24 protein-coding genes are annotated in these 25,140 nt (G+C 69.9%); 13 read left to right on the top strand and 11 right to left on the bottom strand.

The annotated features are described in order from the left end of the window. Positions 1 to 136: 136 nt before the first annotated feature. Positions 137 to 1,066 (bottom strand): slipin family protein, encoded by a 930-nt coding sequence (locus tag ACWDEX_RS12310; protein ID WP_450463193.1) that lies wholly within the window; start codon positions 1,064 to 1,066, stop codon positions 137 to 139. A gap of 185 nt (positions 1,067 to 1,251) precedes the next feature. Then, a complete protein-coding gene (zapE, locus tag ACWDEX_RS12305) occupies positions 1,252 to 2,349 on the bottom strand; it encodes a cell division protein ZapE (RefSeq protein WP_450463192.1) in 1,098 nt (365 codons plus the stop codon). Between the two features lie 37 nt (positions 2,350 to 2,386). Between zapE and ACWDEX_RS12300 the strand changes: the two genes are divergently transcribed. The 4 genes from ACWDEX_RS12300 to msrB all read left to right on the top strand — a co-directional run bounded on the left by ACWDEX_RS12300 (position 2,387) and on the right by msrB (position 5,659). Next, complete coding sequence (locus tag ACWDEX_RS12300) at positions 2,387 to 3,202, top strand: pyrimidine reductase family protein (protein ID WP_450463191.1); 816 nt, start codon at positions 2,387 to 2,389, stop codon at positions 3,200 to 3,202. 91 nt (positions 3,203 to 3,293) lie between these two features. Beyond that, positions 3,294 to 3,767, top strand: coding sequence for an indole-3-glycerol phosphate synthase (locus ACWDEX_RS12295; protein ID WP_450463190.1), 474 nt, complete (start codon positions 3,294 to 3,296; stop codon positions 3,765 to 3,767). Positions 3,768 to 3,852: 85 nt separating this feature from the next. Then, positions 3,853 to 5,238, top strand: coding sequence for a UDP-N-acetylmuramate--L-alanine ligase (gene murC, locus ACWDEX_RS12290; protein ID WP_450463189.1), 1,386 nt, complete (start codon positions 3,853 to 3,855; stop codon positions 5,236 to 5,238). 13 nt (positions 5,239 to 5,251) lie between these two features. Beyond that, entirely contained in the window at positions 5,252 to 5,659 is a 408-nt protein-coding gene (msrB, locus tag ACWDEX_RS12285) for a peptide-methionine (R)-S-oxide reductase MsrB (RefSeq protein ID WP_450463188.1), read from the top strand. A 93-nt stretch (positions 5,660 to 5,752) separates the two neighbouring features. On the opposite strand, the gene ACWDEX_RS12280 is transcribed toward msrB, so the two are convergent. Continuing rightward, on the bottom strand, positions 5,753 to 7,195 hold the full coding sequence (locus ACWDEX_RS12280) for an APC family permease (RefSeq protein ID WP_450463187.1): 1,443 nt from the start codon (positions 7,193 to 7,195) through the stop codon (positions 5,753 to 5,755). A 316-nt stretch (positions 7,196 to 7,511) separates the two neighbouring features. Here ACWDEX_RS12280 and ACWDEX_RS12275 point away from each other — a divergent pair, with 316 nt between their 5' ends. The 5 genes from ACWDEX_RS12275 to ACWDEX_RS12255 all read left to right on the top strand — a co-directional run bounded on the left by ACWDEX_RS12275 (position 7,512) and on the right by ACWDEX_RS12255 (position 12,494). Continuing rightward, entirely contained in the window at positions 7,512 to 8,948 is a 1,437-nt protein-coding gene (locus tag ACWDEX_RS12275) for an aldehyde dehydrogenase family protein (protein WP_450463186.1), read from the top strand. A gap of 131 nt (positions 8,949 to 9,079) precedes the next feature. Beyond that, on the top strand, positions 9,080 to 9,613 hold the full coding sequence (locus ACWDEX_RS12270) for an Lrp/AsnC family transcriptional regulator (RefSeq protein ID WP_450463185.1): 534 nt from the start codon (positions 9,080 to 9,082) through the stop codon (positions 9,611 to 9,613). Positions 9,614 to 9,985: 372 nt separating this feature from the next. After that, positions 9,986 to 11,116 (top strand): ABC transporter ATP-binding protein, encoded by a 1,131-nt coding sequence (locus ACWDEX_RS12265; protein WP_450463184.1) that lies wholly within the window; start codon positions 9,986 to 9,988, stop codon positions 11,114 to 11,116. Further along, positions 11,113 to 11,829 (top strand): ABC transporter permease, encoded by a 717-nt coding sequence (locus ACWDEX_RS12260; RefSeq protein WP_450463183.1) that lies wholly within the window; start codon positions 11,113 to 11,115, stop codon positions 11,827 to 11,829. The genes ACWDEX_RS12265 and ACWDEX_RS12260 overlap by 4 nt, the downstream gene beginning before the upstream one ends. Further along, a complete protein-coding gene (locus tag ACWDEX_RS12255) occupies positions 11,826 to 12,494 on the top strand; it encodes an ABC transporter permease (protein WP_450463182.1) in 669 nt (222 codons plus the stop codon). The genes ACWDEX_RS12260 and ACWDEX_RS12255 overlap by 4 nt, the downstream gene beginning before the upstream one ends. Before the next feature lie 83 nt (positions 12,495 to 12,577). Here the strand turns inward: ACWDEX_RS12255 and ACWDEX_RS12250 are convergent, their stop codons facing one another. The 4 genes from ACWDEX_RS12250 to ACWDEX_RS12235 are packed head-to-tail and all read right to left on the bottom strand — an operon-like array spanning position 12,578 to position 16,843. Beyond that, a complete protein-coding gene (locus tag ACWDEX_RS12250) occupies positions 12,578 to 13,195 on the bottom strand; it encodes a GTP-binding protein (RefSeq protein ID WP_450463181.1) in 618 nt (205 codons plus the stop codon). Further along, on the bottom strand, positions 13,182 to 13,622 hold the full coding sequence (locus ACWDEX_RS12245; RefSeq protein WP_450463180.1) for a DUF742 domain-containing protein: 441 nt from the start codon (positions 13,620 to 13,622) through the stop codon (positions 13,182 to 13,184). Before ACWDEX_RS12245 ends, ACWDEX_RS12250 begins: the two co-directional genes overlap by 14 nt. 36 nt (positions 13,623 to 13,658) lie before the next feature. Continuing rightward, entirely contained in the window at positions 13,659 to 14,135 is a 477-nt protein-coding gene (locus ACWDEX_RS12240) for a roadblock/LC7 domain-containing protein (RefSeq protein ID WP_450463179.1), read from the bottom strand. Further along, entirely contained in the window at positions 14,132 to 16,843 is a 2,712-nt protein-coding gene (locus ACWDEX_RS12235; RefSeq protein ID WP_450463178.1) for an ATP-binding protein, read from the bottom strand. Before ACWDEX_RS12235 ends, ACWDEX_RS12240 begins: the two co-directional genes overlap by 4 nt. Positions 16,844 to 17,265: 422 nt before the next feature. On the opposite strand from ACWDEX_RS12235, the gene ACWDEX_RS12230 reads away from it, so the two are divergent. Both ACWDEX_RS12230 and ACWDEX_RS12225 read left to right on the top strand, forming a co-directional pair. Then, positions 17,266 to 18,225, top strand: a complete 960-nt coding sequence (locus tag ACWDEX_RS12230) for an ABC transporter substrate-binding protein (protein WP_450463177.1) — start codon at positions 17,266 to 17,268, stop codon at positions 18,223 to 18,225. A 318-nt stretch (positions 18,226 to 18,543) separates the two neighbouring features. Next, entirely contained in the window at positions 18,544 to 19,341 is a 798-nt protein-coding gene (locus ACWDEX_RS12225) for a VOC family protein (RefSeq protein WP_450463176.1), read from the top strand. A gap of 166 nt (positions 19,342 to 19,507) precedes the next feature. Here ACWDEX_RS12225 and ACWDEX_RS12220 read toward each other — a convergent pair whose 3' ends face one another. Together ACWDEX_RS12220 and ACWDEX_RS12215 are read right to left on the bottom strand one after the other, a co-directional pair. After that, a complete protein-coding gene (locus ACWDEX_RS12220; protein ID WP_450463175.1) occupies positions 19,508 to 19,924 on the bottom strand; it encodes a DUF6114 domain-containing protein in 417 nt (138 codons plus the stop codon). After that, positions 19,924 to 20,601, bottom strand: a complete 678-nt coding sequence (locus ACWDEX_RS12215) for a DUF6230 family protein (RefSeq protein ID WP_450463174.1) — start codon at positions 20,599 to 20,601, stop codon at positions 19,924 to 19,926. The genes ACWDEX_RS12220 and ACWDEX_RS12215 overlap by 1 nt, the downstream gene beginning before the upstream one ends. A gap of 625 nt (positions 20,602 to 21,226) precedes the next feature. Here ACWDEX_RS12215 and ACWDEX_RS12210 point away from each other — a divergent pair. Both ACWDEX_RS12210 and ACWDEX_RS12205 read left to right on the top strand, forming a co-directional pair. Beyond that, entirely contained in the window at positions 21,227 to 21,880 is a 654-nt protein-coding gene (locus ACWDEX_RS12210) for a Tat pathway signal sequence domain protein (protein WP_450463173.1), read from the top strand. Between the two features lie 183 nt (positions 21,881 to 22,063). Continuing rightward, entirely contained in the window at positions 22,064 to 23,080 is a 1,017-nt protein-coding gene (locus ACWDEX_RS12205; RefSeq protein ID WP_450463172.1) for an alcohol dehydrogenase, read from the top strand. Between the two features lie 20 nt (positions 23,081 to 23,100). Here ACWDEX_RS12205 and ACWDEX_RS12200 read toward each other — a convergent pair whose 3' ends face one another. Both ACWDEX_RS12200 and ACWDEX_RS12195 read right to left on the bottom strand, forming a co-directional pair. Then, on the bottom strand, positions 23,101 to 24,363 hold the full coding sequence (locus ACWDEX_RS12200; RefSeq protein ID WP_450463171.1) for a cytochrome P450: 1,263 nt from the start codon (positions 24,361 to 24,363) through the stop codon (positions 23,101 to 23,103). Continuing rightward, positions 24,360 to 25,136: an alpha/beta fold hydrolase gene (locus tag ACWDEX_RS12195; protein ID WP_450463170.1), complete on the bottom strand. Its 777-nt coding sequence runs from the start codon at positions 25,134 to 25,136 to the stop codon at positions 24,360 to 24,362. Before ACWDEX_RS12195 ends, ACWDEX_RS12200 begins: the two co-directional genes overlap by 4 nt. Positions 25,137 to 25,140 lie beyond the last annotated feature (4 nt).

The raw sequence follows: 25,140 nt of genomic DNA, 5'->3' as shown, positions 1-25,140 counted from the left end.
GCGCGAATTTTCGGCTGCCGTGCCGGTCCCCGCGAGGCTGTGGCGGGCTCGTCGGGCGGGCTCGTCGGGCGGACGCGTGCGGATGCGCGTGCGGCGCGGCGTCGCCCGCGGGGAGGATGCGGCGGGCGTCGGCGGGTCAGTTCTCGGGGGTGACGGACGCGGGTGCGGTGTCCAGAGGTGGCGCGGTCCCCTTCTCGGCGGCGGGCTCGGGCGACAACGCCGGCTCGGTTTCGTCCGGCAGCCCGGGGGCGGTCTCGTGGGGCGGCGCCGGTGCGCCTTCGGTCGACGGCGGTCGTGTCTCCTGCTGCTGAGCCGCCCGCTCCAGGAACCGCAGCAGCTCCACCGGGAACGGCAGGACGAGCGTGGAGTTCTTCTCGGCCGCGACCGCCACCACGGTCTGCAGCAGCCGCAGCTGGAGCGCGGCCGGCTGGGCGGCCATCACCCCGGCGGCCTCCGCCAGCTTCTTCGACGCCTGCAGTTCCGCGTCCGCGTTGATGACGCGCGCCCGGCGCTCCCGGTCCGCCTCGGCCTGACGGGCCATGGACCGCTTCATCGCGTCCGGCAGCGACACGTCCTTGATCTCGACCCGGTCGATCTGCACGCCCCAGCCCACCGCCGGGCTGTCGATCATCAGCTCGAGGCCCTGATTGAGCTTCTCCCGGTTCGACAGCAGATCGTCCAGATCGCTCTTGCCGATGATCGAGCGCAGTGAGGTCTGCGCCATCTGCGAGACCGCGAACCGGTAGTCCTCGACCTGGATGAGCGCGTTCGCCGCGTCGATCACCTTGAAGTAGACGACGGCGTCCACGCGCACGGTCACGTTGTCCCGCGTGATGCCCTCCTGCGCGGGGATCGGCAGTGTCACGATCTGCAAGTTGACCTTGTACAGCCGGTCGATGACGGGGATCACCATGGTGAAGCCCGGTGGCCGGGGAGCGTCGAGGAGCCGTCCGAGGCGGAAGACCACCCCGCGCTCGTACTGCTTGACGACCCGTGCCGCCGCGGCCAAGTACACGAGTCCGCTGGCGCCGACCCCGACCAGCGCACCCACCAGCTCCTGGAGCATGACGCCCTCACATCGAGAGGCCTGATATGTCTGCTCTTGCCACGATAATTCCGTCGGAGGCCGCGAGGCGAGGGCAGGCCGTTCCGACGGGGTCCGCTGAGCGAGGGCCCGCCGCTGCCGTGTCGGCGGGCCCAGAAGCATCGGGGTCGAGGGACTCGCTGATATCGCGCGTCTGTTCGGTTTCGCTAGTGTTCGACGAGGTTTTTGGCGTCGCGGGCGAGGGCGGTGAGGCGGGAGATCGCACGGAAGTACTTCTTGCGATAGCCGCCCTTCAGCATCTCCTCGCTGAACAGCTGGTCGAACGGCAGCCCGGAGGCGAGCACCGGCACCTCGCGGTCGTAGAGCCGGTCCGCGAGCACGACGAGCCGCAGTGCCGTCGACTGGTCCGGTATCGGCTGGACGTCGGTGAGGCAGACCGCCCGGAGGCCGTCGGTCAGGGCGCCGTACCGGCTGGGGTGCACGCGCGCGAGGTGCTCCAGCAGGTGCGGGAAGTCGTCGAGCGAGGCGCCCTCGGTGGCGTGGGCCGCCTTCGTCACCTGCTCGTCGCTGTAGGGGGCCGGTGCCTCGGGCAGGCCACGGTGGCGGTAGTCCTCGCCGTCGATGCGCAGCGGGCGGAAGTGGGCGGACAGGCCCTGGATCTCGCGCAGGAAGTCGGCGGCGGCGAACCGGCCCTCGCCGAGCTTGCCCGGGAGGGTGTTGGAGGTGGCGGCGAGTGCGACGCCCGCCTCGACGAGCTTGCGGAGCAGGGTGGAGACGAGGACGGTGTCGCCGGGATCGTCGAGTTCGAACTCGTCGATGCACAGCAGACGGTGCCCGGAGAGCGTTCGGACCGTCTGCTGGAAGCCGAGCGCGCCGACCAGGTTCGTCAGCTCCACGAAGGTGCCGAACGCCTTCAGCGCGGGCTCGGCCGGAGTCGCGTGCCACAGGGAGGCGAGGAGGTGGGTCTTGCCGACGCCGTAGCCGCCGTCGAGGTAGACGCCACGGGGGCCGGCCGGGGCCTTGGGGGCCTTCGCCTTCCCGAACCCGAAGAACGAACGTCTGGCGGGGCCGGGGGCACCCCCGAGCCCAGCGGCGAAGCCGTCGAGCACGCGCACGGCCTCACTCTGGCTGGGCTGGTTCGGGTCCGGAATGTACGTGGCGAAGCGGACCGAGTCGAAGCGCGGCGGCGGCACCATCTCGGCGACGAGCCGGTCGGCGGGGACATGGGGCTCGCGCGCGCACAGGGACAGCGGGGCCGCTGCGGCTATCGGATCGAGCTCGGAGACGGCAGTGGAGGACGACACGGTCCACCACTTTAGATGCCATGCCACACTGCACGACATGCGACGCCTGTTCCCTGTGACCGACCAGACAGTGCCCCGGACGCCCGGTGCGGCCCCGGAGGCCGGGGAGATCCCCGGCATCGACCGCGAGTGGACACCGGCGGAACTGGCTGCCGCGTACGCCTACCCCGAGCCCCGGTCCGGCGGCCGGGAGCCCTGGCTGCGCGCCAACATGGTCTCCTCGCTCGACGGCGCCGCCCAGCACGAAGGACGCTCCCAGCCCATCTCCGGCGCCGCCGACATGCGGATCTTCGGCACGCTGCGGGCCCTCGCGGATGTCGTGCTGGTGGGTGCCGAAACGGTTCGGCAGGAGGGGTACCGTCCGGCCCGCGCACGGGAGGTCTTCGCGGCACAGCGCAGGGCGGCCGGACAGGAGCCCGCGCCCGCGATCGCTGTGGTGAGCGCGAGCCTCGACCTCGACTACTCGCTGCCGCTGTTCACCTCGCCCCTGGTGCCCACCCTCGTCCTGACCGGAGCGGCGGCGGCGCCGGACCGGGTGGCGGAGGCCGAGAAGGCGGGCGCCCGTGTGGTGGTCACCGGGGACGGCGCGAGCGTGGACCCGGCCCGCGCCGTACGCGCCCTCGCGGACCTCGGCATGACCCGGCTGCTGACCGAGGGCGGCCCACGCCTGCTGGGGCAACTGGTCGCGGCCGGGGTGCTGGACGAGCTGTGCCTGACCGTCTCGCCGATGCTCACGGCGGGCGACGCGCAGCGGATCGCCTCGGGACCCCCGGTGGAGGTGCCCAGGCGGTTCACCCTCGTGTCGTTGCTGGAAGAGGACGGATTCCTGTTCGGCAGGTACTGCCGGACGTGAGATCACGGGGCAGGATGGTTTCCGCAGGGCCTCGACGGCCCATGGAGAAACGAGGCCCCGCGGGGTCCTCGGAGGAGAAGGGGCGCCTGTCGTGTTCAAGAGCGTACTGATGATCGAGAAGGCCCTCACGTCCGCCGACGTGGAGTTCGTCACCACATTGCACGGCGAGGAACCGGTCTCCTTCCACGTCCTGCTGCAGCCCCGCGGCGACCAGGCGGACCGCCTGCTGCGGGCCATCGACGACATCGCCCTCGGTGAGCTGGACGAGGCGGCGCACGAACGGGAGACCCCGGAGGGCAAGGACGCCGCGGCCCTCGGGCGGCAGGCCCTGGAGGTGTCGCTGTCCGCACTGCACGCGGCGGGCAGCGAGGCCGAGGGCCGCCTCGTCGAGGACCACCCGCTGGACGCGCTCAAGGCACTGGTCGGCGAGACCGGAGCGGACGAGGTCATCGTGCTGACCGACCCGCACTACGTGGAGGAGTTCTTCCATCGCGACTGGGCATCGAGGGCCCGGCACAAGGTGGGCGTGCCGGTACTGAAACTGTTCTCGCACAGCAAGGCGTAGCGGTCGGGCGGTGTACGTCATCCCGGGCGCCACGGCATAGGGTGGGCCGCTGAACGCACGCCGTACCAGCACCCAGGAGACACGCATGGCAGCCGGCCTCCCCACCGCGATGGATCGACCGCACTTCATCGGCATCGGCGGCGCCGGAATGTCGGGCATCGCGAAGATCCTCGCGCAGCGGGGCGCCAAGGTGGCCGGCAGCGACGCGAAGGACTCGCCGACCGCCGAGGCCCTGCGCGCGCTGGGTGCGACGGTGCACATCGGGCACGCGGCCGAGCATCTCGCCGACGACGCCACCTGCGTGGTCGTCTCCTCCGCGATCCGCGCGGACAACCCGGAGCTGGCGCGCGCGGCGGAGTTCGGCATCCCCGTGGTCCACCGCTCGGACGCGCTGGCCCGCCTGATGGACGGCCTGCGTCCGATCGCGGTCGCCGGTACCCACGGCAAGACGACCACGACGTCGATGCTCGCGGTGTCCCTGACCGAGCTGGGGCTGACGCCCTCGTACGCGATCGGCGGTGACCTGGACGCCCCGGGTTCGAACGCCCAGCACGGCGAGGGCGAGATCTTCGTCGCCGAGGCCGACGAAAGCGACCGCAGCTTCCACAAGTACGCGCCCGAGGTCGCGATCATCCTCAACGTCGAACTGGACCACCACGCGAACTACGCGTCCATGGAGGAGATCTACGACTCCTTCCGGACCTTCGTGGACCGGATCGTGCCCGGCGGCACGCTGGTGATCTCGGCGGACCACGAGGGTGCGCGCGAGCTGACGCGGCGGCTGGACGGCTCAGTGCGGACGGTGACGTACGGCGAGTCCCCGGACGCCGACGTACGCATCCTCTCGATCACCCCGCGGGGACTGAAGAGCGAGGTGACGGTGGTCCTGGACGGCGCGGAGCTGACCTTCGCGGTCTCCGTTCCCGGCAGCCACTACGCGCACAACGCCGTGGCCGCGCTGGCGGCGGGCGTGGCCCTCGGCGTCCCGGCGGCGGAGCTGGCCCCGGCCCTGGCGGCGTACACGGGTGTGAAGCGCCGCCTCCAGCTCAAGGGCGAGGCGGCCGGGGTGCGGGTCATCGACTCCTACGCGCACCACCCCACGGAGATGACCGCGGACCTGGAGGCGATGCGGGCGGGCGCCGAGGGCCGCGTCCTGGTGGTCTTCCAGCCCCACCTCTTCTCCCGCACGCAGGAGCTGGGCAAGGAGATGGGCGAGGCGCTCGCCCTGGCGGACGCGTCCGTCGTCCTGGACATCTACCCGGCCCGTGAGGACCCGATCCCGGGCGTCACGAGCGAGCTGATCATCGAGGCGGCACGGGCCGCGGGCGCCGAGGTGCAGGCCGTGCACGACAAGGCGGGTGTTCCCGCGGCCGTGGAGGGAATGGCGAAGCCCGGGGATCTCGTTCTCACCATGGGCGCGGGTGACGTCACGGACCTGGGCCCGCGGATCCTGGACCGGCTGTCGAAGTAAGGGGCTGACACTCATGGCGTACGACATCGAGAAGCCGGACGAGCAGTGGCGCGCGGAGCTGAGCCCGGCGGAGTACACGGTCCTGCGACAGGCGGGCACGGAGCCCGCCTTCACCGGCGAGTACACGAACACCAAGACCACGGGCGTCTACTCCTGTCGCGCCTGCGGCGCCGAACTCTTCACCTCCGACACGAAGTTCGAGTCGCACTGCGGCTGGCCGAGCTTCTACGACGCGCGCGCCTCGGACGCGGTGGAACTTCTGGAGGACCGTTCGCACGGGATGGTGCGGACGGAGGTCCGTTGCGCGAGGTGTGGTTCCCATCTGGGCCATGTCTTCGAGGGGGAGGGGTACGCGACGCCGACGGATCAGCGGTACTGCATCAACTCGATCTCTTTGCGGTTGGTGCCGGACGAGGGCTGACCGGAGCGGTCAACAGGCGGGGTTCGGTTCCACCCGTTGAGCTCGCGACACAAGGATTTCCTTCTCAGCGTTCGGCCGGAGTGCGACGCACGTTCAGGCGCCAGGGGCTTCCTTCATCTCGTCGTGGGTCATGGACTCGTCGGAGGGTGCCGCAGCGTCGCGGTCCTGGACGCGGCGGCGGTACTCCCACAGCGCGACCGCCGCGGCCAGGATGCCGAGCGCGATGGTCAGCTCCTTGTAGCCGCCGTAGCCGGTGATGGCGAAGCCGGTGGCGCCGACGACCAGGATGACGGCGAGCAGCGCGGTGAGGAACCAGGCCAGCGGCACGAAGAAGTCCGGGAGCCGGATCGGGCGTGCCAGGTCGGGGCGGTCCCGGCGCAGCAGCGCGAAACCGGAGATCGCCAGGATGTGCGTCAGGATGTAGCCCAGGTTGCCGGTGACGATGATTGCCAGCGGCGTCTTGAGTACCGTCAACACGACCACGTTGATCGCCAGCGCGACGGTGAGCGCACGGGCCGGTACGCCACGCCGGTTGAGCACACCGACCTGACGGACCGTGACGCCCTGCCGGCCCATGTCGTACAGCACCCGTGAGCCGTCCGCCAGCCCGGTGATCATGATGAGCAGCAGCGAGGCGATGAGGAACACGATCATCAGGTCGGCGGCCCCGCCGACCAGGTCGTGGAAGGCGCCGACGTAGAACGCGGTCGGTTCCTCGCCGATCCTCTTCTCCCCGACGTAGCCCGAGAGCGCCAGCGGCAGCAGGATGAAAACGCCGAGGCAGAACAGCACGCCCGCGCGCAGTGCCCGGGAGGTGTCCCGCACGGTCTCCTTGTACTCGGGGGCGAAGGTCGCGCACACCTCCACGCCGAAGGAGGTCCAGGCCATGATGTACAGCCACACCAGGGCCTCGCGGAGCCCGCTCATGCCGTGCAGGTTCCAGTGCAGCCCGCCCGTGCTCCAGTCACCGGACAGGAACGGTCCCACGATGAAGACCGCGAGTGGGATCAGCAGCACCCCGCCGGTCGCATAGACCACCCACATCGCCGCATGCAGGCCGTACATCGCCGCCGCGTACAGCAACCCCATGACGACGAGCCCCAGCACGATCGGCAGACTCAGCTCCGCCACTCCCAGGTCGAGCTTCCAGGTCTGGTCGGGGAACCACTGCGCCTGCACCAGGGAGCCGATGATCCCGGCGTACACCGACAGGGCGGTGGTCCAGGGGAGCCAGTAGCCGATACCGGCCACGGCACCGACTTGGGGGATCCGGCTGCGCCAGCCCTCGGTGGCGTAGTGCGCGATACCGCCCGAGGACTCGGGGAACATCGCGGCCATCTCGGTGTAGATCCAGTTGGTGGCGGTGGCCAGCACCATCGACACCGCCCACAGGGCGATTGCGCCCCACGCGCCGAGCCCCCCGATGGAGGCCCCCAGCGATGCGATGAGTGCGGCCGGCATGGTCAGCGACATCGCGAACCCGTCGTACCAGCGCATCTTTCGGGCAAGGGCAGGCTGCTCGAACAGCTCGGACATGGGTGTCCCCTTCTTCGGGCGGAGAGCGGGAAGGCGGTGCCGGGGCGGTGCGGGAGCGGAGTGCCGGGGCAGAGCGGGAGGGAGAAGCGCCAGGGCAGAGCGGGAGAGAAGAGCCGGAAGACAGTGCCGGGGGCTATGAGCCCCGGATCGTAGGGCTGGTGATTTCGCAGTGTCAACGGCTTGAACCTGCTCATTCAGCAAGCGATCAGCCTTGGGGTTGCCGGTTCCGACCCATTGACAGCCTTCGATTGTCCAACCGATGGTGTGGGGCATCACTCCCTCGTGCTCTTCCACGTTCGCACCAGAAGGGGTCCTCATGTCTGCCGCGCACCCGTTCTTCATCAACGGCGAATACGCCGACAGCACCGGTACCGAGACTTACGACGTGATCAGCCCGGTGACCGGCGCGCGCATCGGCACCATTCCGCTCCCCTCCGCCACGGACCTGGACATCGCCGTGAAGGCCGCGAACGAGGCACAGCAGGCCTGGGCGAGAGTCAACGTCTGGAAGCGGGCGGAAATCTGTCACCGTGTCGGCGACGCGTTGTCAGCGCGCGTGGACGAACTGGCCCGTCTGCAGACGCTGGAGCAGGGCAAGCCGCTCGCCGAGTCCGTCGCCGACATCGAGGAGGCGGCGCAACTGTTCCACCTGCACGCCGAGGACGCGGTGCGCCTGCACGGCGAGACGATGCCGTCCACCGACAGCAGCAAGCGGATGTGGACCTTCTACCGGCCGGTCGGCACCTGGGGCATCATCACTCCCTGGAACTTCCCGCTGCTGATGTTCGCCGAGTTCGTCGCCCCAGGCCTGGCCACAGGGAACGCACATGTCATCAAGCCGCCGGCGAACACCCCGCTGACCGTGCTGAAGGCCATGGAGGCGATCGTCGAGGCGGGGGTACCGGCGGGCCTGGTGAACATCCTGCCCGGTGAGGGCACGGCCGGGGACATGCTGGTACGCCACCCCGGTGTCGACGCCATCGGCTTCATCGGTTCCTCGGCGACCGGCGCGAAGATCGCGGCTGCCGCCGGCCTCAAGCGCTCCGTCATGGAGTGTTCGGGCAACGGCCCGTTGGTGGTGCTCGCCGACGCCGACGTGGATGCGGCGGCGCGCGCCGCGGTGTACGGCGCGTACCTCTGCTCCGGTCAGGTGTGCTGCGCCACGGAACGGGTGGTCGTCCACGCTGACGCGCACGACGGCTTCGTCGAGGCCGTGCTGCGCGCCGCTGAGGACGTCGTCCTCGGTGACCCGTTCGAAGCGGCGACGAACCTCGGCCCGCTCAACAACGAGGGCGTCGCGGCCAAGATGGACCGGCACATGGCGGACGCGCGGGAGCGCGGCGCGCGGATCCTGCTCGGCGGGCAGCGCCGCACAGGTCAACCGACCGATCTCTACTACGAGTTCACCATAGTGGACGGCGTGCCCGAGGACAGCCTGCTGTCCCGCGAGGAGTCCTTCGGCCCGGTGGTTCCGATCATCACCGGCGGGAGCGACGACGAGCTGCTGCGCATCGCCAATGACGACGAACTCGGCCTACAGGGCGCGGTTTTCACCCAGAACATCGCCGCCGCCTACCGGTTCGTCGAGGAGCTGGCCGTCGGTCAGGTCGTGATCAACGACAGCACCTGCTTCTGGGACATCAACATGCCGTTCGGGGGCGCGGGCAACCGAGGCACCGGCTGGGGCCGCATCGGCGGCAAGCACACCCTGCTCGACATGTCCGACCTCCGTACGGGCGTCATGAGCCTCTGATCCGGGCTTGTGGCCGGCTCGCTTCCCGGGGCTCAGTACCCCGTACCGCCCAAAGCGGTGGCCGTGCCCGCTTCGAGGGGACGGCCACCGGCCCGGTTCAGCCGCTTTGACGCCACCTCCGGAGTCGCCGTATGTCCTCCCCGAGCCTGCTCGACGACATCGACCGACGCATCATCGCCGTTCTCCAGACCGAGGGGCGGCGCGCCTACAGTCTGATCGCCTCGGACGTGGGCATCCCGGCTTCCTCCGTCCGCTACCGGGTGCAGCGGCTGACGGACGCCGGCATCCTGCGGATCGTCGGCATCGCCAACCCGCTGACGATCGGGTTCGACCGCATGGCGTTGATCGGCATCCGAGTGCGGCCCGGTACGGCCCAGGCGGTCTGCCGTGCGCTGCGGGAGCTTCCCGAGACCGCGTACGTGATCATGACGGCGGGCGGGTTCGACGTGATGGCCGAGGTGATCTGCCGGGACACCGCCCACTTCGCCGACCTGATGACGCGGCGCCTGCCTCTGATCGACGGGATCCTTGCCACGGACTCCTTCTTCGTACTGGAGGTGCACAAGCAGGCGTACGGGTGGGGCGTCGGCGAAGTGGGGACCTCCCTCCTGAAGGCTCTCGGCTCGCCGGATGACGCGGACATCGGCCAGCGGTCCGGTCGCTGATCGTCCGCATCACGATCCCGTTCCATCAGGGCCTAGCCAGGGGATGCCCCGCTTGAGCGGGGTGGGGAATGGCTTCTCTGGGTTGCTTTGGCCTGGGTGCATGGTTCTGCACCGCGTGCGGTCTGGTGGACAACGCCGACCGCGTAGGCGCCTTGAACGTTCTGCACAGGGCCGGGCTGGCCCTCTGCGTGGCGGCCTGGCCACCGACGATGGAAGCCCACGCGGTCACGCGTGGGTGGAGTCACGACAGGTGGCACGACGTCACCCGCCGTGGAGCCGCACCACTCGCCGTCTAGACTCTCCCGGCAGCGACCCGTACGACAACGGCCGGGATCAGGCCGCTCCTGCCACACCCGAAGGGCATTCGGCGTTTTGATACGGATAGATTCAGTCACCAAGCGGTATCCGGACGGCACGGTGGCGGTCGACCGGCTGTCGTTGGAGATTCCGGACCGCTCGATCACCGTGCTTGTCGGCCCTTCCGGGTGTGGCAAGACGACTACCCTCCGCATGATCAACCGGATGGTCGAGCCGAGCGAGGGCACGATCACGCTCGACGGCGTCGATGTCAGTCAGCAGCCGGTGAACTCGCTGCGGAGGTCCATGGGTTACGTCATCCAGAACGCCGGACTCTTCCAACACCGCACCATCGTCGACAACATCGCGACCGTGCCCCGGCTGCTCGGCTGGAAGAAGGACAAAGCCCGCTCCCGAGCGCGGGAGTTGATGGAACGGGTCGGGCTCGACGCCTCGCTCGCCAAGCGATACCCGTACCAGCTCTCCGGTGGACAGCAGCAGCGTGTCGGTGTGGCACGGGCACTCGCCGCGGACCCGCCGGTACTGCTGATGGACGAGCCGTTCTCCGCCGTCGACCCGGTCGTACGCAAGGGCCTCCAGGAGGAACTCCTGCGGATCCAGGACGAGTTGGGCAAGACCATCGTTTTCGTCACTCATGACATCGATGAGGCGATCCGGCTCGGCACCATTGTCGCCGTGATGCGGACCGGCGGCCGGCTCGCCCAGTTCGCGCCGCCCGCCGAACTTCTCTCCTCGCCCGCCGACGCGTTCGTGGAGGACTTCCTCGGCGCGGACCGCGGCATCCGGCGGCTGTCGTTCTTCACCTCCGAGACCCTCGAGCTGAAGAAGGCGCCGATCGTCGCCGTCGACTCCTCCGCCGAACAGATCGCCTCCCGCGCGACGGGCGAGACGCCGTACCTGCTCGTCACCGACCTCGATGGCAGGCCACTGGGCTGGAGCGAGCCCGAGGACCTGGTCGCCGGTGACATTGCCCCCGGCCAACTGCTTCCGTACGGAAGGCCGTTCGAGTACGCAAAGGACTCGCTGCGGGCCGCGCTCGACGGGGCCGTACTCTCGCCCACCGGCTGGGCCGTCGCCGTGGACGGCACCGGGCGGGTCGCCGGGGTGGTCTCCCAGCAGGCCATCGGCGCGGCCATCCGCGCCGCCCACGCCGAGGGGCGTACGGACGCGACGGTCGCCGGATGAACGGCTTCTTCCACATCCCGAGCGACCTTCAGAACACCTACTTCGGGCTGATCGGCCTGCACTTGAGGGAGGCACTGATCCCGGTCCTGGCGGGTCTGGTCGTCTCGCTGCCACTCGCCCAGCTCTGTGTGCGCTTCCGCTGGCTGTACCCGCCGGTGCTGGGGGTGACGACGGTGCTGTACGCCATCCCGTCGCTGGCCTTCTTCGTCATCCTCATCGACTACACCGGCATGAGCGAGACCACCGTGATGATCCCGCTCTCCGTCTACAGCCTGGTCGTCCTCGTCCCGGCGATCGTGGACGGCGTCCGCTCGGTGCCGCAGGAGACGCTCGACGCCGCCAGCGCGATGGGCTTCGGATCCGTACGCCGTTACCTCCAGGTCCAGTTGCCGATCGCCGTGCCCGCGATCATCGCCGGGCTGCGGGTGGCGACCGTGTCCAGCATCAGTCTGGTCAGCGTCGGCATGCTGATCGGTAACCAGGGAGCACTGGGCAACCTGCTCAACGACGCGAACATCTACCACCGGCCCGTGTACGCGGTGAACTCGGTGGTCACGACGGCGGTCCTGGCGATCCTCGTCGACACCGTGCTGGTCCTGGTCCGCGTCCTGCTGACTCCCTGGATGCCGGGCGGCGCGAGCCGTGGGGCACGGAAGGCCGCCGCGAGCCGGACCGACGCGGCCGTGCCCGCCCTGGAGGAGTCAGCCCGATGAACGTCCTGAACTTCATCCACGCCTTCTTCAGCGACGGGTCCCACTGGCACGGATACGACGGCATCCCCACCCGCCTGTCGGAGCACATCCAGTACTCCCTGGAAGCACTCGCGATCGCCGCCGTCATCGCGCTGCCGATCGGGCTGGTCACCGGTCACTACGGGCGTGGCGGCAACGTCCTCGCGCTGGCCGCCAACGGCAGCCGGTCCGTGCCCACCTTCGGACTGCTGGTGCTGATGGTCACCTGGCTCGGGTTCGGGCTGACGCCCGTGATGATCCCGCTGGTCGTCCTCGCCATCCCACCGATCCTGGTCACCACCTACGAGGCGGTCCGCTCCGTGGACCCCTCACCGGTGGACGCGGCGCGGGGCATGGGCATGCACGAGACGCGGATCCTGTTCCAGGTGGAACTGCCCGGAGCCCTGCCGCTGATCCTCGGCGGCCTGCGCTCGGCGGCCATCCAGATCGTCTCCACCGCCACCATCGCCGCGTACGTCGGCCTCGGCGGCCTCGGCCGGTACATCATCGACGGGCTCTACCAGAAGAACTACGAGAAGGTGGTCGGCGGCGCCACGCTGGTGGCCGTGATGGCGCTCACGACGCTCGGGCTGTTCTGGGCGGTCGCCCGGATCACGGTGTCGCAGGGCGTCCGCAGGAGCGGCTGACCAAGCCCTACCGGTTGCCGAACGGAACACGGGCCCGGGACGGCCTCCCCGCCGTCCCGGGCCCGCGCTCTCCGTACCGTGGATCAGCCGCCGCTGCGCGCCAGCGCCAGCTCCAGGACGACGAGCAGCGCGTCACGGACCGAGCCGCGTTCGCGGGCGTCGAAGACGATGACCGGGACGTGCTCGGAGACGTCCAGCGCCCAGCGGGCCTGGTCGACGTCGTACTCGACCCTGCCGTCGAAGGCGTTGAGGGCCACCGCGAACGGGATCTGCCTGTGCTCGAAGTAGTCCACGGCCGCGTAGCAGTCGTCGAGACGACGTGTGTCGACGATGACGAGCCCTCCCACCGCGCCCTCGACGATGTCGTCCCACATGAAGCCGAACCGGTCCTGACCGGGCGTGCCGAACAGGTACAGCTTCAGGGTCGGGTCGATGGTGATGCAGCCGAAGTCCATCGCGACCGTGGTCGTGGTCTTGCGCGGGGTGTGGGTGAGGTCGTCCACGCCCGCCGCGACCTCGGTGATGGCCGCCTCGGTGGTCAGCGGTTCGATCTCGGAGATCGAGCCGACGGCGGTGGTCTTGCCCACGCCGAAGCCGCCTGCGATCACCATCTTGACCGGCAGCGGCGGCCGTACGGCGGTCCCCCCTGCTCGAGCGGAGCCGAGAGCCTGGGGGAGGGCGGCCGGTTCAGTCGGTGTCACGGAGTACCCCCCGGGAGTCGGGGATGGCCCGGAGGCCATCGATAACCCTGCGCAGGACGGATGCGTCGCGAGTGACGTCGGTGTGTGGCACGTGCACCGTCAACTGCCCGGCGGCGCGCAGGTCCTCGGCGAGGACCCGGACCACGTTGAGGTGCAGCCGCAGCCGGGCCGCGATCTCCGCGATGGACTGCGGTCGCCGGCACGCGGCGACGATGTCGTGCTGCTCGAAGGAGAGCCGGTCGAGCGCCTCGAGTCCCGCGGGGGTGGCCACCACCTGGGTCTCGACCGGGATCGGCCGGCCGGACGCGGTGGGCGCCACCCGGCCGGCGGTGACCAGGAACGGCCGTACGGCGGGGGCGGGCCCCACCAGGTCCGGCGGTGTGGAGCCGTCTTCGTCGGCACCGCGCGGAGTGCGGCCGTCCGCCATGGGTGTTCTGTCCTTCCTGGACCGGGGCGATACCGGTCACCCCGTTGACACGGTGCCGACGCTGTTCTTCAGCTCCAGCACGAGCTGGGGGCTGAGCGCGGCACCGGCCCGGTTGGCGAACAGGGTCATCTCGTAGGCGATGTTGCCCAGCTTGGCCTCCTTGTCGGCGACCACGCCGAGAACGGCGCCGCTGCCGATCGCGGAGACCAGGACATGGCCGCCCTCCAGGTCGATGATGACCTTGTTGAGGCCGCCCAGTCCGTAGTTGCCGGACGCGCCGGCGGCCAGGCTGGTGATGCCGGAGACGATGGCGGCGAGCCGTTCCGAGTCGGCGTGCTCGCGCAGTTGGGAGACGGCGATGAGCAGCCCGTCGGAGGAGACGGCGATGGCGTCGACGACGCCGGCGGTCTCGGTCGCGAAACGGTTGAGCAGCCAGGTGAAGTCGGCTGCGGCGGCCTGCAGATCGGCCGGCGTGGTGTCTCCTGCCGGAGTCTCACCTGTCGACGTGCTCACTGCTCCGCTCCTTCCGGGAGGTGGTTCTGGTCGTGCCTGTCGTGCCTGTCGTGCTCGTGCGGGACGGGCCGGGTGGCGCTGTCACGGTGGGCGCGCTCCACGGCTGCCTCGAACTCCTCGAGTGCGGAACGGACTTCGTCCGCGTCGGCGGGCCGGGGGGCCTGCCGCGCCGCTTGCTGGGTGGCATCGGACCCGGTGGTTCGCAGTGTCGCGCCCCGGACACGCCGGCGCAGGGGGCGGGGGCCGCCGGGTGGGTCCTGGGCGGGGGAGGGTGCCGTCTTCCGGGGACCGGTGCGGGCAACCGGGGCCGGTTCTCCGGACCTGGGGCGGGGAACCAGCGGGGGGTCCTCGGCGTGATCGTGAAGGGTGGTGGGGTCCGGTGGGACCGAACGGCCGAGCGGCGCGGAGGGGCCTTCGCTGTCCATGCCGTCGTATCCGGCCATCCGTTCGCCGAGGCCCGCACGGTCCACGGGGTGCGCGGTCGTCTCCCCGGCCGCCGAATCCTGCTCCCGGCGGGGAATCCGCCGGGGCAGCGGGGTGGGCTGTGCGCCGGTGACACCGTCGGCCGGGAGTGCGGCGGGCCGATCGGCGGCCGAAGGTCCGTCCGCCGCGGTGGCGGGTCGTATCGCGGACCCGGAGCCCTTCGCGGTGAGCCCCGGCGACGGCACCGGGCCGCCGGCCGACGGTTGCGCCGCCGTCCGGCCGGGCACCGTGCCCGGCGCCTGTGCGGTCACCGGGCTCATCGTCAGCAGCAGCGACGAGGGGATCTCGACCGTCGCGGTGACGCCGCCGCCGGGCGTACGGGACAGCTCGACCCCCACCTCCCAGCGGCGCGCCAGCGTGCCCACCACGAACAGGCCGAGCACCTTCGTCGGTACGACGTCCAGACGCTCGCGGCGGATCAGCCGGGTGTTCTCCTCGGCGAGCCGCTCGGCGCTCATGCCCAGGCCGTGGTCGGCGACCTCGATCATCGCGCCCGAACCGGCCGTGCTCACCGCGACCTCGACGGGGCTGCCCGCGGGCGAGAACGCGACGGCGTTCTCAAGGAGTTCGGCGATCATCAGCGTCAGGTCGCCGATGATGTCGGGCTCCACCATGACCTCGGTGCCGGTGCGCAGCCGTACCCGCTGGAAGTCCTCGATCTGGCCGAGCGCCGCGCGCACGACGTTGGAGAGCGCGGTGGGGCCGGCGTCCAGGACCGTCTCGCGGATCCCGGCGAGCAGCATCAGGCTGTCGGCGTTGCGTCGCAGCCGTACGGCGATGTGGTCGATGGAGTAGAGGCGTTCGAGCAGCGCGGGGTCGGTCTCCCCTCGCTCCACCGCGTCGATCAACGAGAGTTGACGGGTGGTCAGGTTGCTGACTCGGCGTCCGACGTTGCCGAACATCTCGGCGACGTTGCGGCGGGTGAGCACCTGACGCTCCAACAGGGCGGCTGCGGTGGACTGCACATGGTTGAACGCCTCGGCGAGTTCCCCGATCTCGTCCCGTACGGTGACCGGCACCTGGCGCAGCCGCGGCGGACCGGCGTCCTCGGCGTCGTCGTCGGCCACACGGGCCAGTTCGCGCCCGGCCACCTCGGCGACCTGCTGGGCGGCGTCGGTGAGCGCCTGGACCGGCTGGACCACCGAGAGGCGCACCGCCACCGAGAAGGCGAGCCACAGGACGAAGCCGAGGATCGCGAGGCCGAGCAGCAGACCGGCACGCCACCAGGCGTCGTTGGATGCGTCATGAGCGCGGTCGGCGATCTGGCCGATGAGCGAGGCGGTGATGTTCAGCCGGCTCTCGGCCTGCTTCGGGTAGTCGGGATACTTGCTCAGGGCGCCCTCGAACGCCCGGCGGATCTCGGCCGGGGTGGTCGCCTGCAGCGCGCTGGGGTCGACCTGGAGCTCGGCGTACGTCTGGGCGATCGCCCGCTGTGCCGTGCTGCGCTCGATGGAGGAGAGCTCGTCCGCCTGCTCTTCGGTGGCGAATCGCGCGAAACGGTCCGCCTGGTAGGTGTACAGCTCGTAGGAGCCGACGGCGTTCGTGAACTCGATGAGGGCGTTGCTGTCACCGGTGCTCGCCGAGAACACGCTGGTCTCGAAGGCGCTGTGGGCGGAGTCGGCGCGCAGCAGGGAGTCGAGCAGATTGCCGGTGAAGGTGGCCGCGAACGCGGCGTTGCGGTCGAGGCCGAGACCGTCGATCAGTCCCTTGGCGGCGTTGGTGTAGGCCGGGTCGATGGCGTCAGCGGGCATGTAGTCCCGCGAGATCTGCTCACGCAGGCTGGTCAGACCCTCGACCTCCTTGAGGGCCTGCGCCTCGGTCTGCGGCAGCCGGTCGCCGAAGGTGGTGCGGACCTTCTGTACCTGGGAGTCCACGGCCTTCTGCGCTCGACGGTAGGCGGCGAGCGAGGGCTCCGTGCCGCGGGCAGCCGACTCGTACCGCACGGAGAGCAGGATGGCCTGCTGGTGTTCGCGCTCCACCCGGTCGACGAGGACCGCGACCTGCCCGCTGTCACGGACGAGTTGGGCCGCCGAGGCCGCGCTGCGCGCCTGTCCCACCTGGTCGGTGATGATGAACGCGAGCAGCACGGCGAGCATGGCGAGCGGCACGCCGACGAGGACGTTGAGCTTGCGTCTGAACGGCCATCGGTCGGCGAAGCCGCGTATACCGCCCCTGGGCGGCGACGGCGCCGGCCGGGCCGACGCGTCCACCTCGTTCGTGGACACCGAGCCTCCTTCGAGGGCGTCTTCGGACGTGCGAAGTTCTCACGTGGCCGTAATCGATCGGCCGGGGTCACCAGCGGAACCGGTTGGGGCCGGCGCGGAACGGCACAAGGAGGACCGGGACTCCGTGCTCGTTCCGCAACGCGGCGCGCCGTCGGTTTCCGGGAGACTATCGCCTCTTCAGGACCTTGATCAGGTTGCACTACGTCAAGAATCCATTACAAAGAGCGCGTGGTTCCGTCACGGTCCGGCCCTCACTTCTCCATGACCGGACGTTCACAACTGGCCGCGCATCGAGGCCAATCGGTGATCAGAATGCTCTTGACTGACCGAGAACGGGCTGGATTGGATCAATGGTGTGCGGTTTCCATGCTCCGCACACCTGTGCCATGCCCCGCCCCATCCCCGAGCCCGGAACGGGAACCGTGACTTCTACCGCGAACACCAGCATGTCCAGCAGGAGATTCCCCGGCGCGGCCGCCGTCGCACTCGCCGCCACGACGGCACTGCTCGCGGGGTGTGGCTCGTCCTCCGACGACAAGTCCGACCCGCTCTCGGAAGGCAAGGCGAGCGGCGACGCGGTCGTCGTCGGCTCCAACAACTTCGCCGAGAGCATCCTGATCGCCGACATCTACGGCGAGGCACTCAAGGCCAAGGGCATCAAGGTCACCTACAAGCCGAACATCGGAAGCCGCGAGACCACATACGGCCTGCTGAAGAACGGCTCCATCACGGTCCTGCCCGAGTACAACGGCGCGCTGCTGGCATACCTCGACAAGGAGGCCGCGCCGAAGACGCTCGCCGCCACGACGGCGGCCATCAACGCCAAGCTCGACTCCAAGCTGACGCTCCTCGAACCGGCGCCCGCGCAGGACAAGGACTCCGTCACCGTCAACGCGGCCACCGCGAAGAAGTACCACCTCACCGACAAGTCCAGCATCGCGGACCTCAAGGACGCCGCCAAGGACATGGTCTTCGGCGGCTCGCCGGAGTTCCAGACCCGTCAGCAGGGCCTGGTGGGCCTGGAGAAGACCTACGGGCTGAAGTTCAAGTCCTTCAAGGCGCTCGACGCGGGCGGTCCGCTGACCCAGGCGGCGCTGACGAAGAACACCGTGCAGGCCGCGGACCTCTTCACCACGGACCCCACCATCACCAAGGAGAAGTTCGTGGTCCTCCAGGACCCGAAGAACCTCTTCGGGCTCGAGAACGTGCAGCCGCTGGCGTACAAGTCGGGGCTGTCGAAGGAGGGCGTCGCCGCGCTCAACGCGGTCTCGGCCAAGCTGGACACTGCGGCGCTGCTGGACATGGACGCTCAGGTGCAGCTCGAGAACAAGGACCCGCTCGACGTCGCGAAGGCCTGGCTGAAGTCGGCCGGCCTGGACTGACGGCCGCGAACGGATCGACGCGGGTGCCCTCGCCCTCCTCCAGGGGCGTGGCGCCCGCGTCGTCCTGGGTGACCGTGGAGCCTCGCTCCGGTCGCCCATCGCCCATCCATCACCCGGATGACGGCGCTCCACTCACCTCCACGGAAGGTGACTCTCCGTACACTTGTCCTGCCTTACTGTGTCGGGCGACGGGTCTCCGGATGACGACCGGCGCCCGGTGACGCATCCTTGCAAGGGTGCGCGGGGTACCCGGGGGGCCCTGAGCGAACGACGGAGGAGGCGTACGGCACCTGCCTCCGGGAACCGGGCGGTGTGGTCATGGTCAAGAACGAGGCACGCGAATGGGGGGAGCGCCCCGGTCACTCGGTGTTCGGCGCACCGTGCTGGGTCAGCCTGACCGCACGCGACGTCGAGGCCGCGGAGGGCTTCTACCAGGCCGTGTTCGGCTGGGAGTGGCAGCCGGACAGCCTCGGTGACCGCTTCCGGGTGGCGTTGGTGGACGGGGTCCCCGTCGCCGGGATCGCGGCCGTCTCCTCGATGTGGCAGATGGCCGTCACCTGGACCCCGTACTTCGCGGTGGCCAGCGCCGACGAAGCGGTGTCCCGCTGCCGGGAGCGCGGCGGGACGGCGGCCGTCGGGCCGATCGCCGTCCCGCCCGGCCGGATGGCCGTGCTCGCGGACCGCGACAGTGCAGTCTTCGGTGTCTGGGAAGGCCCGCTCGTGACGGGCTGGCAGCAGTGGCGCGAGGCCGCTCCCACCTTCATCCGGCTGCACACCCGCGATGCCTTCGACGCCGCCATGTTCTACGGGGAGGTCCTTCAGTGGGCCGCCGCGCGCAGCGGCTGCGAGGTCCACTACGACGGTGACGAGGTGGTCCTGCGCAGCGACGGAGTGGCGGTGGCACGGATCCACTCCGGAGCGGTGGAGGCGGCGCCCGATCCCACGATCCGCCCACACTGGCAGGTCCACTTCGCGGTCACCGACCTCGACGCCTGTGTTCGGGCCGCCCGTGCGCACGGCGGTGAGGTCCTGCTGTGGGAGGAGGGCGCGCAGGAGGCGATGCTGGCTGATCCCGACGGGGCGCGGTTCACCGTGACGTCGAAGCGGGAAGCCTGAGCCGAGCCGAGCCGTCGGGGAGGTGTACGCGGAAGGCTGTAGGGGGTCGGCCTGCCGGAGCCGGCCGCGCACCGGGCGTGGTGGGCGTACGGCCTCGGCGGGCGGGAACCGGTGGGGAGCCCCGTGTGGTACGGAGCCGGAACCCGCCCGCCGAGGGGCACAGGGGTCAGGACGCGGCCGAGTCGGCGGTGGCGGCCCGTGTACGACGGCGGCGCAGGAGGCCGCGGCGCGGCTCCTGGTCCGGCAGCCAGCCGAAGGTCAGACAGCTGCCCGTCGCGCCCAGCAGCAGACCGATCAGGAAGCCACCCAGGTTGGACGTGAGCCAGGTGCCCAGGGAGAGCAGGATGCCGATGACCGAGTAGAAGAGCCGCTGGGCCGGGTTGAAGAGGATCAGCAGACCGCACAGCAGCATCACCGTCGGCAGCAGATACCCCGCCAGGCCCTGCATGCCGACGTGCATGACCACCTTCAGCGACGCCTTCTCGGTGAGGAGGATCTCCGCACCGGCCAGCGTCAGCAGCAGCCCGCCCCAGAAGGGACGCCGGGCCCGCCACTGCCGGAACGCGGCTCTCGGCCGGGCCATCAGCACCCCGTGTCGCTGAAGCGGAGCTTGAGCCCGGGCAGTTTGAACACCCCAGCCGTGGTGGCGTAGTTGGTCTGCCGCAGGTTGGCGATGTGCACGGTGTCGGCCTGCTGGCTGAACATGCCCTTCCTGGCCTTGGCGTTGGCCTTGTTCAGCTTGCTCCCGTCGTTGCCGATCTCGATGTTGTTGAACGCGGCGTCGCCCGACAGCTCGGTCGAGTCGGTGGTCAGATCCTGCGCGGTCACCGGGGTCGCGCCGTCGCCCGCGGTGATGAGCAGGTTCGTGCCGCCGAGGTTGACGCTCTGGCACAGCTTGGTGAGCGTCGCGTTCTTGATCGCGGAGGTGACGACCAGTACCTGGCCGCCCGTGTCGCCGGCGTTCGGGCTGTTCTTGGCCATGTTGTCGAGGGAGCCGAACTGCTCGAAGCCGGTGCCGTCGAGGTTCGTGGCGGTGACCGTGAAGGGCATGCCGGAGATGGCGAACTGCACACCCAGCGCTCCCTGGGCGGTCATGATCGCAAGACCCGCGGCGATCAGGGTGGCGGGCACCGCCATCACCGCGGTGCGGCGCAGGCGGACTCTTCCGCGTCTTTCGGGTGCCTCCTGGGCGGCTGTGCCGCCTTCCGAGGGCTCAGGGGTGGAACCGGTGGACGCCGTGACGTCCGGGGACGAGGCCATGTCTGCTCCTGGGCATAGTCAATGCAAGTAGGGCTTCACTGGCACGTTGTCCTGGCGCGGACAGCGCCTGCCGTGCACGCCTCCTCGCACCTCCCGGCGCGTGCGAGGGCGTTCTCGTGGCGCGGCAGTGGCCGCCGTGGAAGTTACCCGTGGTTACAGTCGGGGTCAAGGAGTTGTGACGCAGAGGTGTTGACTGTGCGGTGTGTCCGTGAGTGACGCCCGCAGGCCGCCGGACCTGAATTCCCGGCCCACCTGCGTATCGCCGCCGGAATGGCCAACTTCGGTGCTGCAACTTGACGTTGACGCTGCATCAGGTCTACAACAGCCTCTGAATTACCATGGATCCGTGGCGTCGGATCCGTCGCACGGCGCACGTCACCCTCCCGGCATCGCCTCCCAGGGGCGTCGGTGACACCCTCCACACGCGCGGTGCACGATGCGCGATCCTTCGCATGGCCGCGATCCACCGTCCCCCCCGTGGCACCGACACGGCCGCCTCCCTGTCTGCGGCCCGCCCCTCGGTGTCCCGCCCGTCGCTGTCGGCCCGTCACGTACGGAGAAGGCGTCATGGGCCGGCAGTGTCGTACCACCTCACCGACCCCACTTCGGAGAAGAGGTATCCCCCATGCGTACGACCAGATCCCTGCTCGCCCTCGTCGGCGCCACCGCCGCACTCGCCGTGGCCGCGGCGTCCCCCGCCTCCGCGAGCGGCGCGGTGCTCACCACCACCGACGGCACCGCCGTCGCAGTCGGCGACGTCCTCAACGCGTCGCTCACCGGCGTTACCGCGGCAACGCTCTACTCCAGCGCCACCGGTACCAGCGGCGTCTCCTGCACCTCGTCCGCGTTCACCGCCACCGTCACCGACAACCCCGCCGCACCGGGCACCGCCACCGAGTCACTCACCGGTCACACCTTCGACAACTGCACCAGTAACGTCGCCGGTGTTCTCAAGGTCAGCGGCATCACCGTCGACAACCTGCCCTACACCACCAAGGTCGCCTCCGACGGCACGGTCACCGTCACCCCCGCGGCCGGCTCCACCATCCAGACCACGGTGAAGCTGAGCACCCTGCTCGGCACGATCACCTGTGTCTACCGGGCCCCGAGCCTGACCGGCACCGCGAACAACCCCGACCAGAGCCTCGCCTTCGACAGCCAGCACTTCACCAAGGTCTCCGGCACGTCCTTGTGCTTCAACGACGGCTACTTCACGGCGAAGTACGCCCCGGTCACCGACACCAGCCTGCCCGGCAACCCGGTGGTCGAGGTCAACTGAGCCCCAGCCGACGGCCGCGCCCGCCAAGCCGGGGGCGGCCGTCCTTTCCTGGACCTCGGGACAGAGAAGTGGCGCTCCGGGGAAGAAGCGGTGGCGCGCGCTTTACTGAGTCACTGAGCGCGAATACGGAGTGGTCCCCTCCGTGGTCAGGGAGCCACTGTGAACCGCAAGGAAAGGGAAGCCATGTCCGTCATGCGAGTGGCCCAGGTGGTCGAGCCCGGAGGAAAGTTCGAGATCGTCGAGCGGGACTTGCCGCAGCCGGGACCGGGACACGTGCGTATCGCCGTGGAGGCTTCCGGTATCTGCCATACCGACGCGATGTTCGTGCAGGCTCCTTTTCCCGGCATCACCTTTCCTCTTGTGACGGGGCACGAGGTGGCCGGCCGGATCGACACCGTGGGAGAGGGGGTGAGTGGCTGGGAAGTCGGTGACCGGGTCGGGGTCGGCTGGTTCGGAGGGCAGTGCGGCCACTGCCGCCCCTGTCGCCAGGGCGACTTCATCAGCTGCCTCAATCTGAAGGTCCCCGGCTTGTCCTACGACGGCGGATACGCCACCCACATGGTCGCGCCCGTAGAGGCCCTGGCACACATTCCGGCGGGCCTCGACGCGGCTGATGCCGCACCGCTCGGGTGCGCGGGCGTGACGACCTTCATGGGACTGCGTAACAGCGCCGCGCGCGCCGGTGATCTCGTCGCGGTGCTGGGCGTGGGTGGCCTGGGGCACCTGGGCGTCCAGTACGCCGCCAAGATGGGATTCGAGACCGTGGCGATCGCCCGCGGTCAGGACAAGGAGTCCCTGGCGCGGCGGCTGGGCGCGGACCACTACATCGACAGCACGGCCTCCGACCCCGCGCAGGCACTGAAGGAACTGGGCGGAGCGAAGGTCGTCCTCGGCACCGCGGCCAGCTCCGATGCCATGTCCGCGACGATCGACGGACTCGCGCCGCGCGGTCAGCTGGTCGTCATCGGCGTCACGGATCAGCCGATCCAGGTGACACCCCTGCAGCTCATCACCGGCAGCCAGTCCGTGAACGGGCACGCGTCGGGCACGGCGCAGGAAGTAGAGGAGACCATGGCCTTCAGTGCCCGCACCGGTGTCCGCCCGATGGTCGAGACAGCGCCGCTCGACGAGGTCAACACCGCTTTCGCCCGCATGCTCTCGGGTGCGGCGCGCTTCCGCATGGTGCTGACGGCGTCTTGATCCCTATCGACTGGTGACCGTCAGACCACCACCAGGGGCAGCGACTTGATGCCGTTGATGAAGTTCGAGACGAGTCTTCTGGGCGGCGCGGCGAGACGGAGAGCAGGCAGGACCCGCAGTGCCTCCTCGTAGAGCACATGGAGTTGCAGCCGGGCGAAGTGCGCGCCCAGACAGACATGCGGGCCGTCCCCGAAGGAGACATGCGGGTTCGGCGTCCGGGACAGGTCGAGCCGGTCAGGTGCGGTGAAGACGCGCTCGTCACGGTTGGCTGACGCATGGAAGACGACCACCTTGTCGCCCCTGCGAATGCGCCGGCCGGCCAACTCGGTGTCGGCGGCCGCGGTCCGCCGGAAGCTGAGGACGGGTGGATGCCAACGCAACAACTCGTCGACGGCAATGGGCAGGTGATCGGAGCGTAGACGTAGTCCGTGGTACGCAGACGGATGCTCGGCAAGCGCCAGAAGGCCGCCAGGCGCCGCACTGCGCACCGTGTCATTGCCCGCGATCGTCAGCAGGAAGAAGAACATCTCCAGTTCGCCGTCGGTGAGTTCGGGGTCGGTGGCGAGGGTGGTCATGATGTCGTCATCGGGGTGATCCCGCTTGTACGCGGCCAGTTGCCGCGCGTAGGCGAACATGTCCCGCAGGGCGCCCGGTGAGCGCGGATTCACCGGACCGCCCCCGGCGTCCCGTAGCGGCTCGCCGGACTCGTCCGGGTCCTGGTAACCGATCACACGCTGCGTCCAGTGCAACAGCAGGCCCCGGTCGGACTCCGGAACACCGAGCAGATCGGTGAGGTTGAGGACGGCGTAGTCATCGGTGACGGCAGCCACGACGTCACAGGTGCCGTCACCCGCGCGTGCCCGTTCGAGGGCGTCGGTGAACAGGGCGCGGGCGCGATCGCGGGCGGTGGAGGCGAAGCGGTCGATACGGCGCGGGGTGAAGGCACGGCTGACCAGCCGTCGCAGCCGTCCGTGCCGCGGCGGGTCCTGATTGAGCATCATGCGCCGGATGAACGGCAGGTCGTCCGGGTCGGGGTCGCGGATCTGCGTGGCGCCGAGGCACGAGGAGTACGTACGTGAGTCCTTGAGTACGCGCGTCACGTCCGCGTGCCGGGTCACCGCCCAGAACCCGGGTCCCGCGGGCCAGCCGAGCACCTCCGGCTCGTCCTGCCAGGCGACCGGGTGGTGATCGCGCAGGGTGCGGTACGCGGCATGGGGAACCCCGTCGGCGTACCGGCGCGGGTCGAAGACGTCCGGGACGGGCGGGGCCTGCCGTACGCTCACGCGACATCCTCGGCCCGCAGAAAGTCCTCGACCGTCCGCACCAGGTCGAGGGGCGTCTCGTCCATCGCGTAGTGGCCGGCGGCCGGCAACTCCAGCAGTTCGCCCCGCGGGTACCAGTTCAGCCAGGTCTCGCGCATCAGGGCCGCGGACAGCGCGGGGTCCAGCGCTCCGATGACGGCCAGCGCGGGCACCGGCGAGCCCGTGACCTCCGTGTGGAAGTCCTCCGAGGCCCACGAGTCCAGCCAGGCCCGGAACGCCTTCGCGTCACTGTGCGCCAGCGACCGCGCGACCATCCGGTCCAGCCAGGCGTCCGGGCGTCGGCCGCCGGTGGTGATGTCGATGATGGCGCGCCGGTTGTCCGGCCTGTGCGCGGCGTTTGCGAACAGCTCCCACTGGTCGGCGGGGAGCGGCAGGCCCGAGGCCGGAACCGGGGAGACCCCGACGATCCGGCGCAGCCGTTCGGGGGCGAGTGCCAGCAGCCGTTGGGCGACCGTGCCGCCCATCGAGTGTCCGATCACGGAGAACCGCTCCCAGCCCAGCCGGTCGGCCAACTCCACGAGATCCACGGCGGCCTCGGCGGTACTGAACGCGCCGACCGCTTCCCTCGCCTTCCCGTACCCGCGCAGATCCACCAGCGCATAGGTGAAGGCCGCTCGATCGAGATCCGGCAGCACCGCCGCGTACGCGGCACGGTCGGCGAACCAGCCGTGCACCGCGAACACCTTGTGGGCGCCGTCGCCGTGTACTTCATGAGGCAGCACGAAGGAGGTCATGCGA

This window comes from Streptomyces sp. NPDC001020, from assembly GCF_053599115.1.
Note: the sequence above shows the minus strand (reverse complement) of the source record. Positions and strands in the feature narration are given on the sequence as shown.

Coding starts and splice junctions, on each gene's coding strand:
- ACWDEX_RS12205 (WP_450463172.1), top strand. CDS start 22,064: ATGTCCGTCATGCGAGTGGCCCAGGTGGTCGAGCCCGGAGGAAAGTTC.
- ACWDEX_RS12300 (WP_450463191.1), top strand. CDS start 2,387: ATGCGACGCCTGTTCCCTGTGACCGACCAGACAGTGCCCCGGACGCCC.
- ACWDEX_RS12260 (WP_450463183.1), top strand. CDS start 11,113: ATGAACGGCTTCTTCCACATCCCGAGCGACCTTCAGAACACCTACTTC.
- ACWDEX_RS12220 (WP_450463175.1), bottom strand. CDS start 19,924: ATGGCCCGGCCGAGAGCCGCGTTCCGGCAGTGGCGGGCCCGGCGTCCC.
- ACWDEX_RS12270 (WP_450463185.1), top strand. CDS start 9,080: ATGTCCTCCCCGAGCCTGCTCGACGACATCGACCGACGCATCATCGCC.
- ACWDEX_RS12310 (WP_450463193.1), bottom strand. CDS start 1,066: ATGCTCCAGGAGCTGGTGGGTGCGCTGGTCGGGGTCGGCGCCAGCGGA.
- msrB (WP_450463188.1), top strand. CDS start 5,252: ATGGCGTACGACATCGAGAAGCCGGACGAGCAGTGGCGCGCGGAGCTG.
- ACWDEX_RS12225 (WP_450463176.1), top strand. CDS start 18,544: ATGGTCAAGAACGAGGCACGCGAATGGGGGGAGCGCCCCGGTCACTCG.
- ACWDEX_RS12275 (WP_450463186.1), top strand. CDS start 7,512: ATGTCTGCCGCGCACCCGTTCTTCATCAACGGCGAATACGCCGACAGC.
- ACWDEX_RS12195 (WP_450463170.1), bottom strand. CDS start 25,136: ATGACCTCCTTCGTGCTGCCTCATGAAGTACACGGCGACGGCGCCCAC.
- ACWDEX_RS12215 (WP_450463174.1), bottom strand. CDS start 20,601: ATGGCCTCGTCCCCGGACGTCACGGCGTCCACCGGTTCCACCCCTGAG.
- ACWDEX_RS12280 (WP_450463187.1), bottom strand. CDS start 7,195: ATGTCCGAGCTGTTCGAGCAGCCTGCCCTTGCCCGAAAGATGCGCTGG.
- ACWDEX_RS12245 (WP_450463180.1), bottom strand. CDS start 13,622: ATGGCGGACGGCCGCACTCCGCGCGGTGCCGACGAAGACGGCTCCACA.
- murC (WP_450463189.1), top strand. CDS start 3,853: ATGGCAGCCGGCCTCCCCACCGCGATGGATCGACCGCACTTCATCGGC.
- ACWDEX_RS12255 (WP_450463182.1), top strand. CDS start 11,826: ATGAACGTCCTGAACTTCATCCACGCCTTCTTCAGCGACGGGTCCCAC.
- ACWDEX_RS12210 (WP_450463173.1), top strand. CDS start 21,227: ATGCGTACGACCAGATCCCTGCTCGCCCTCGTCGGCGCCACCGCCGCA.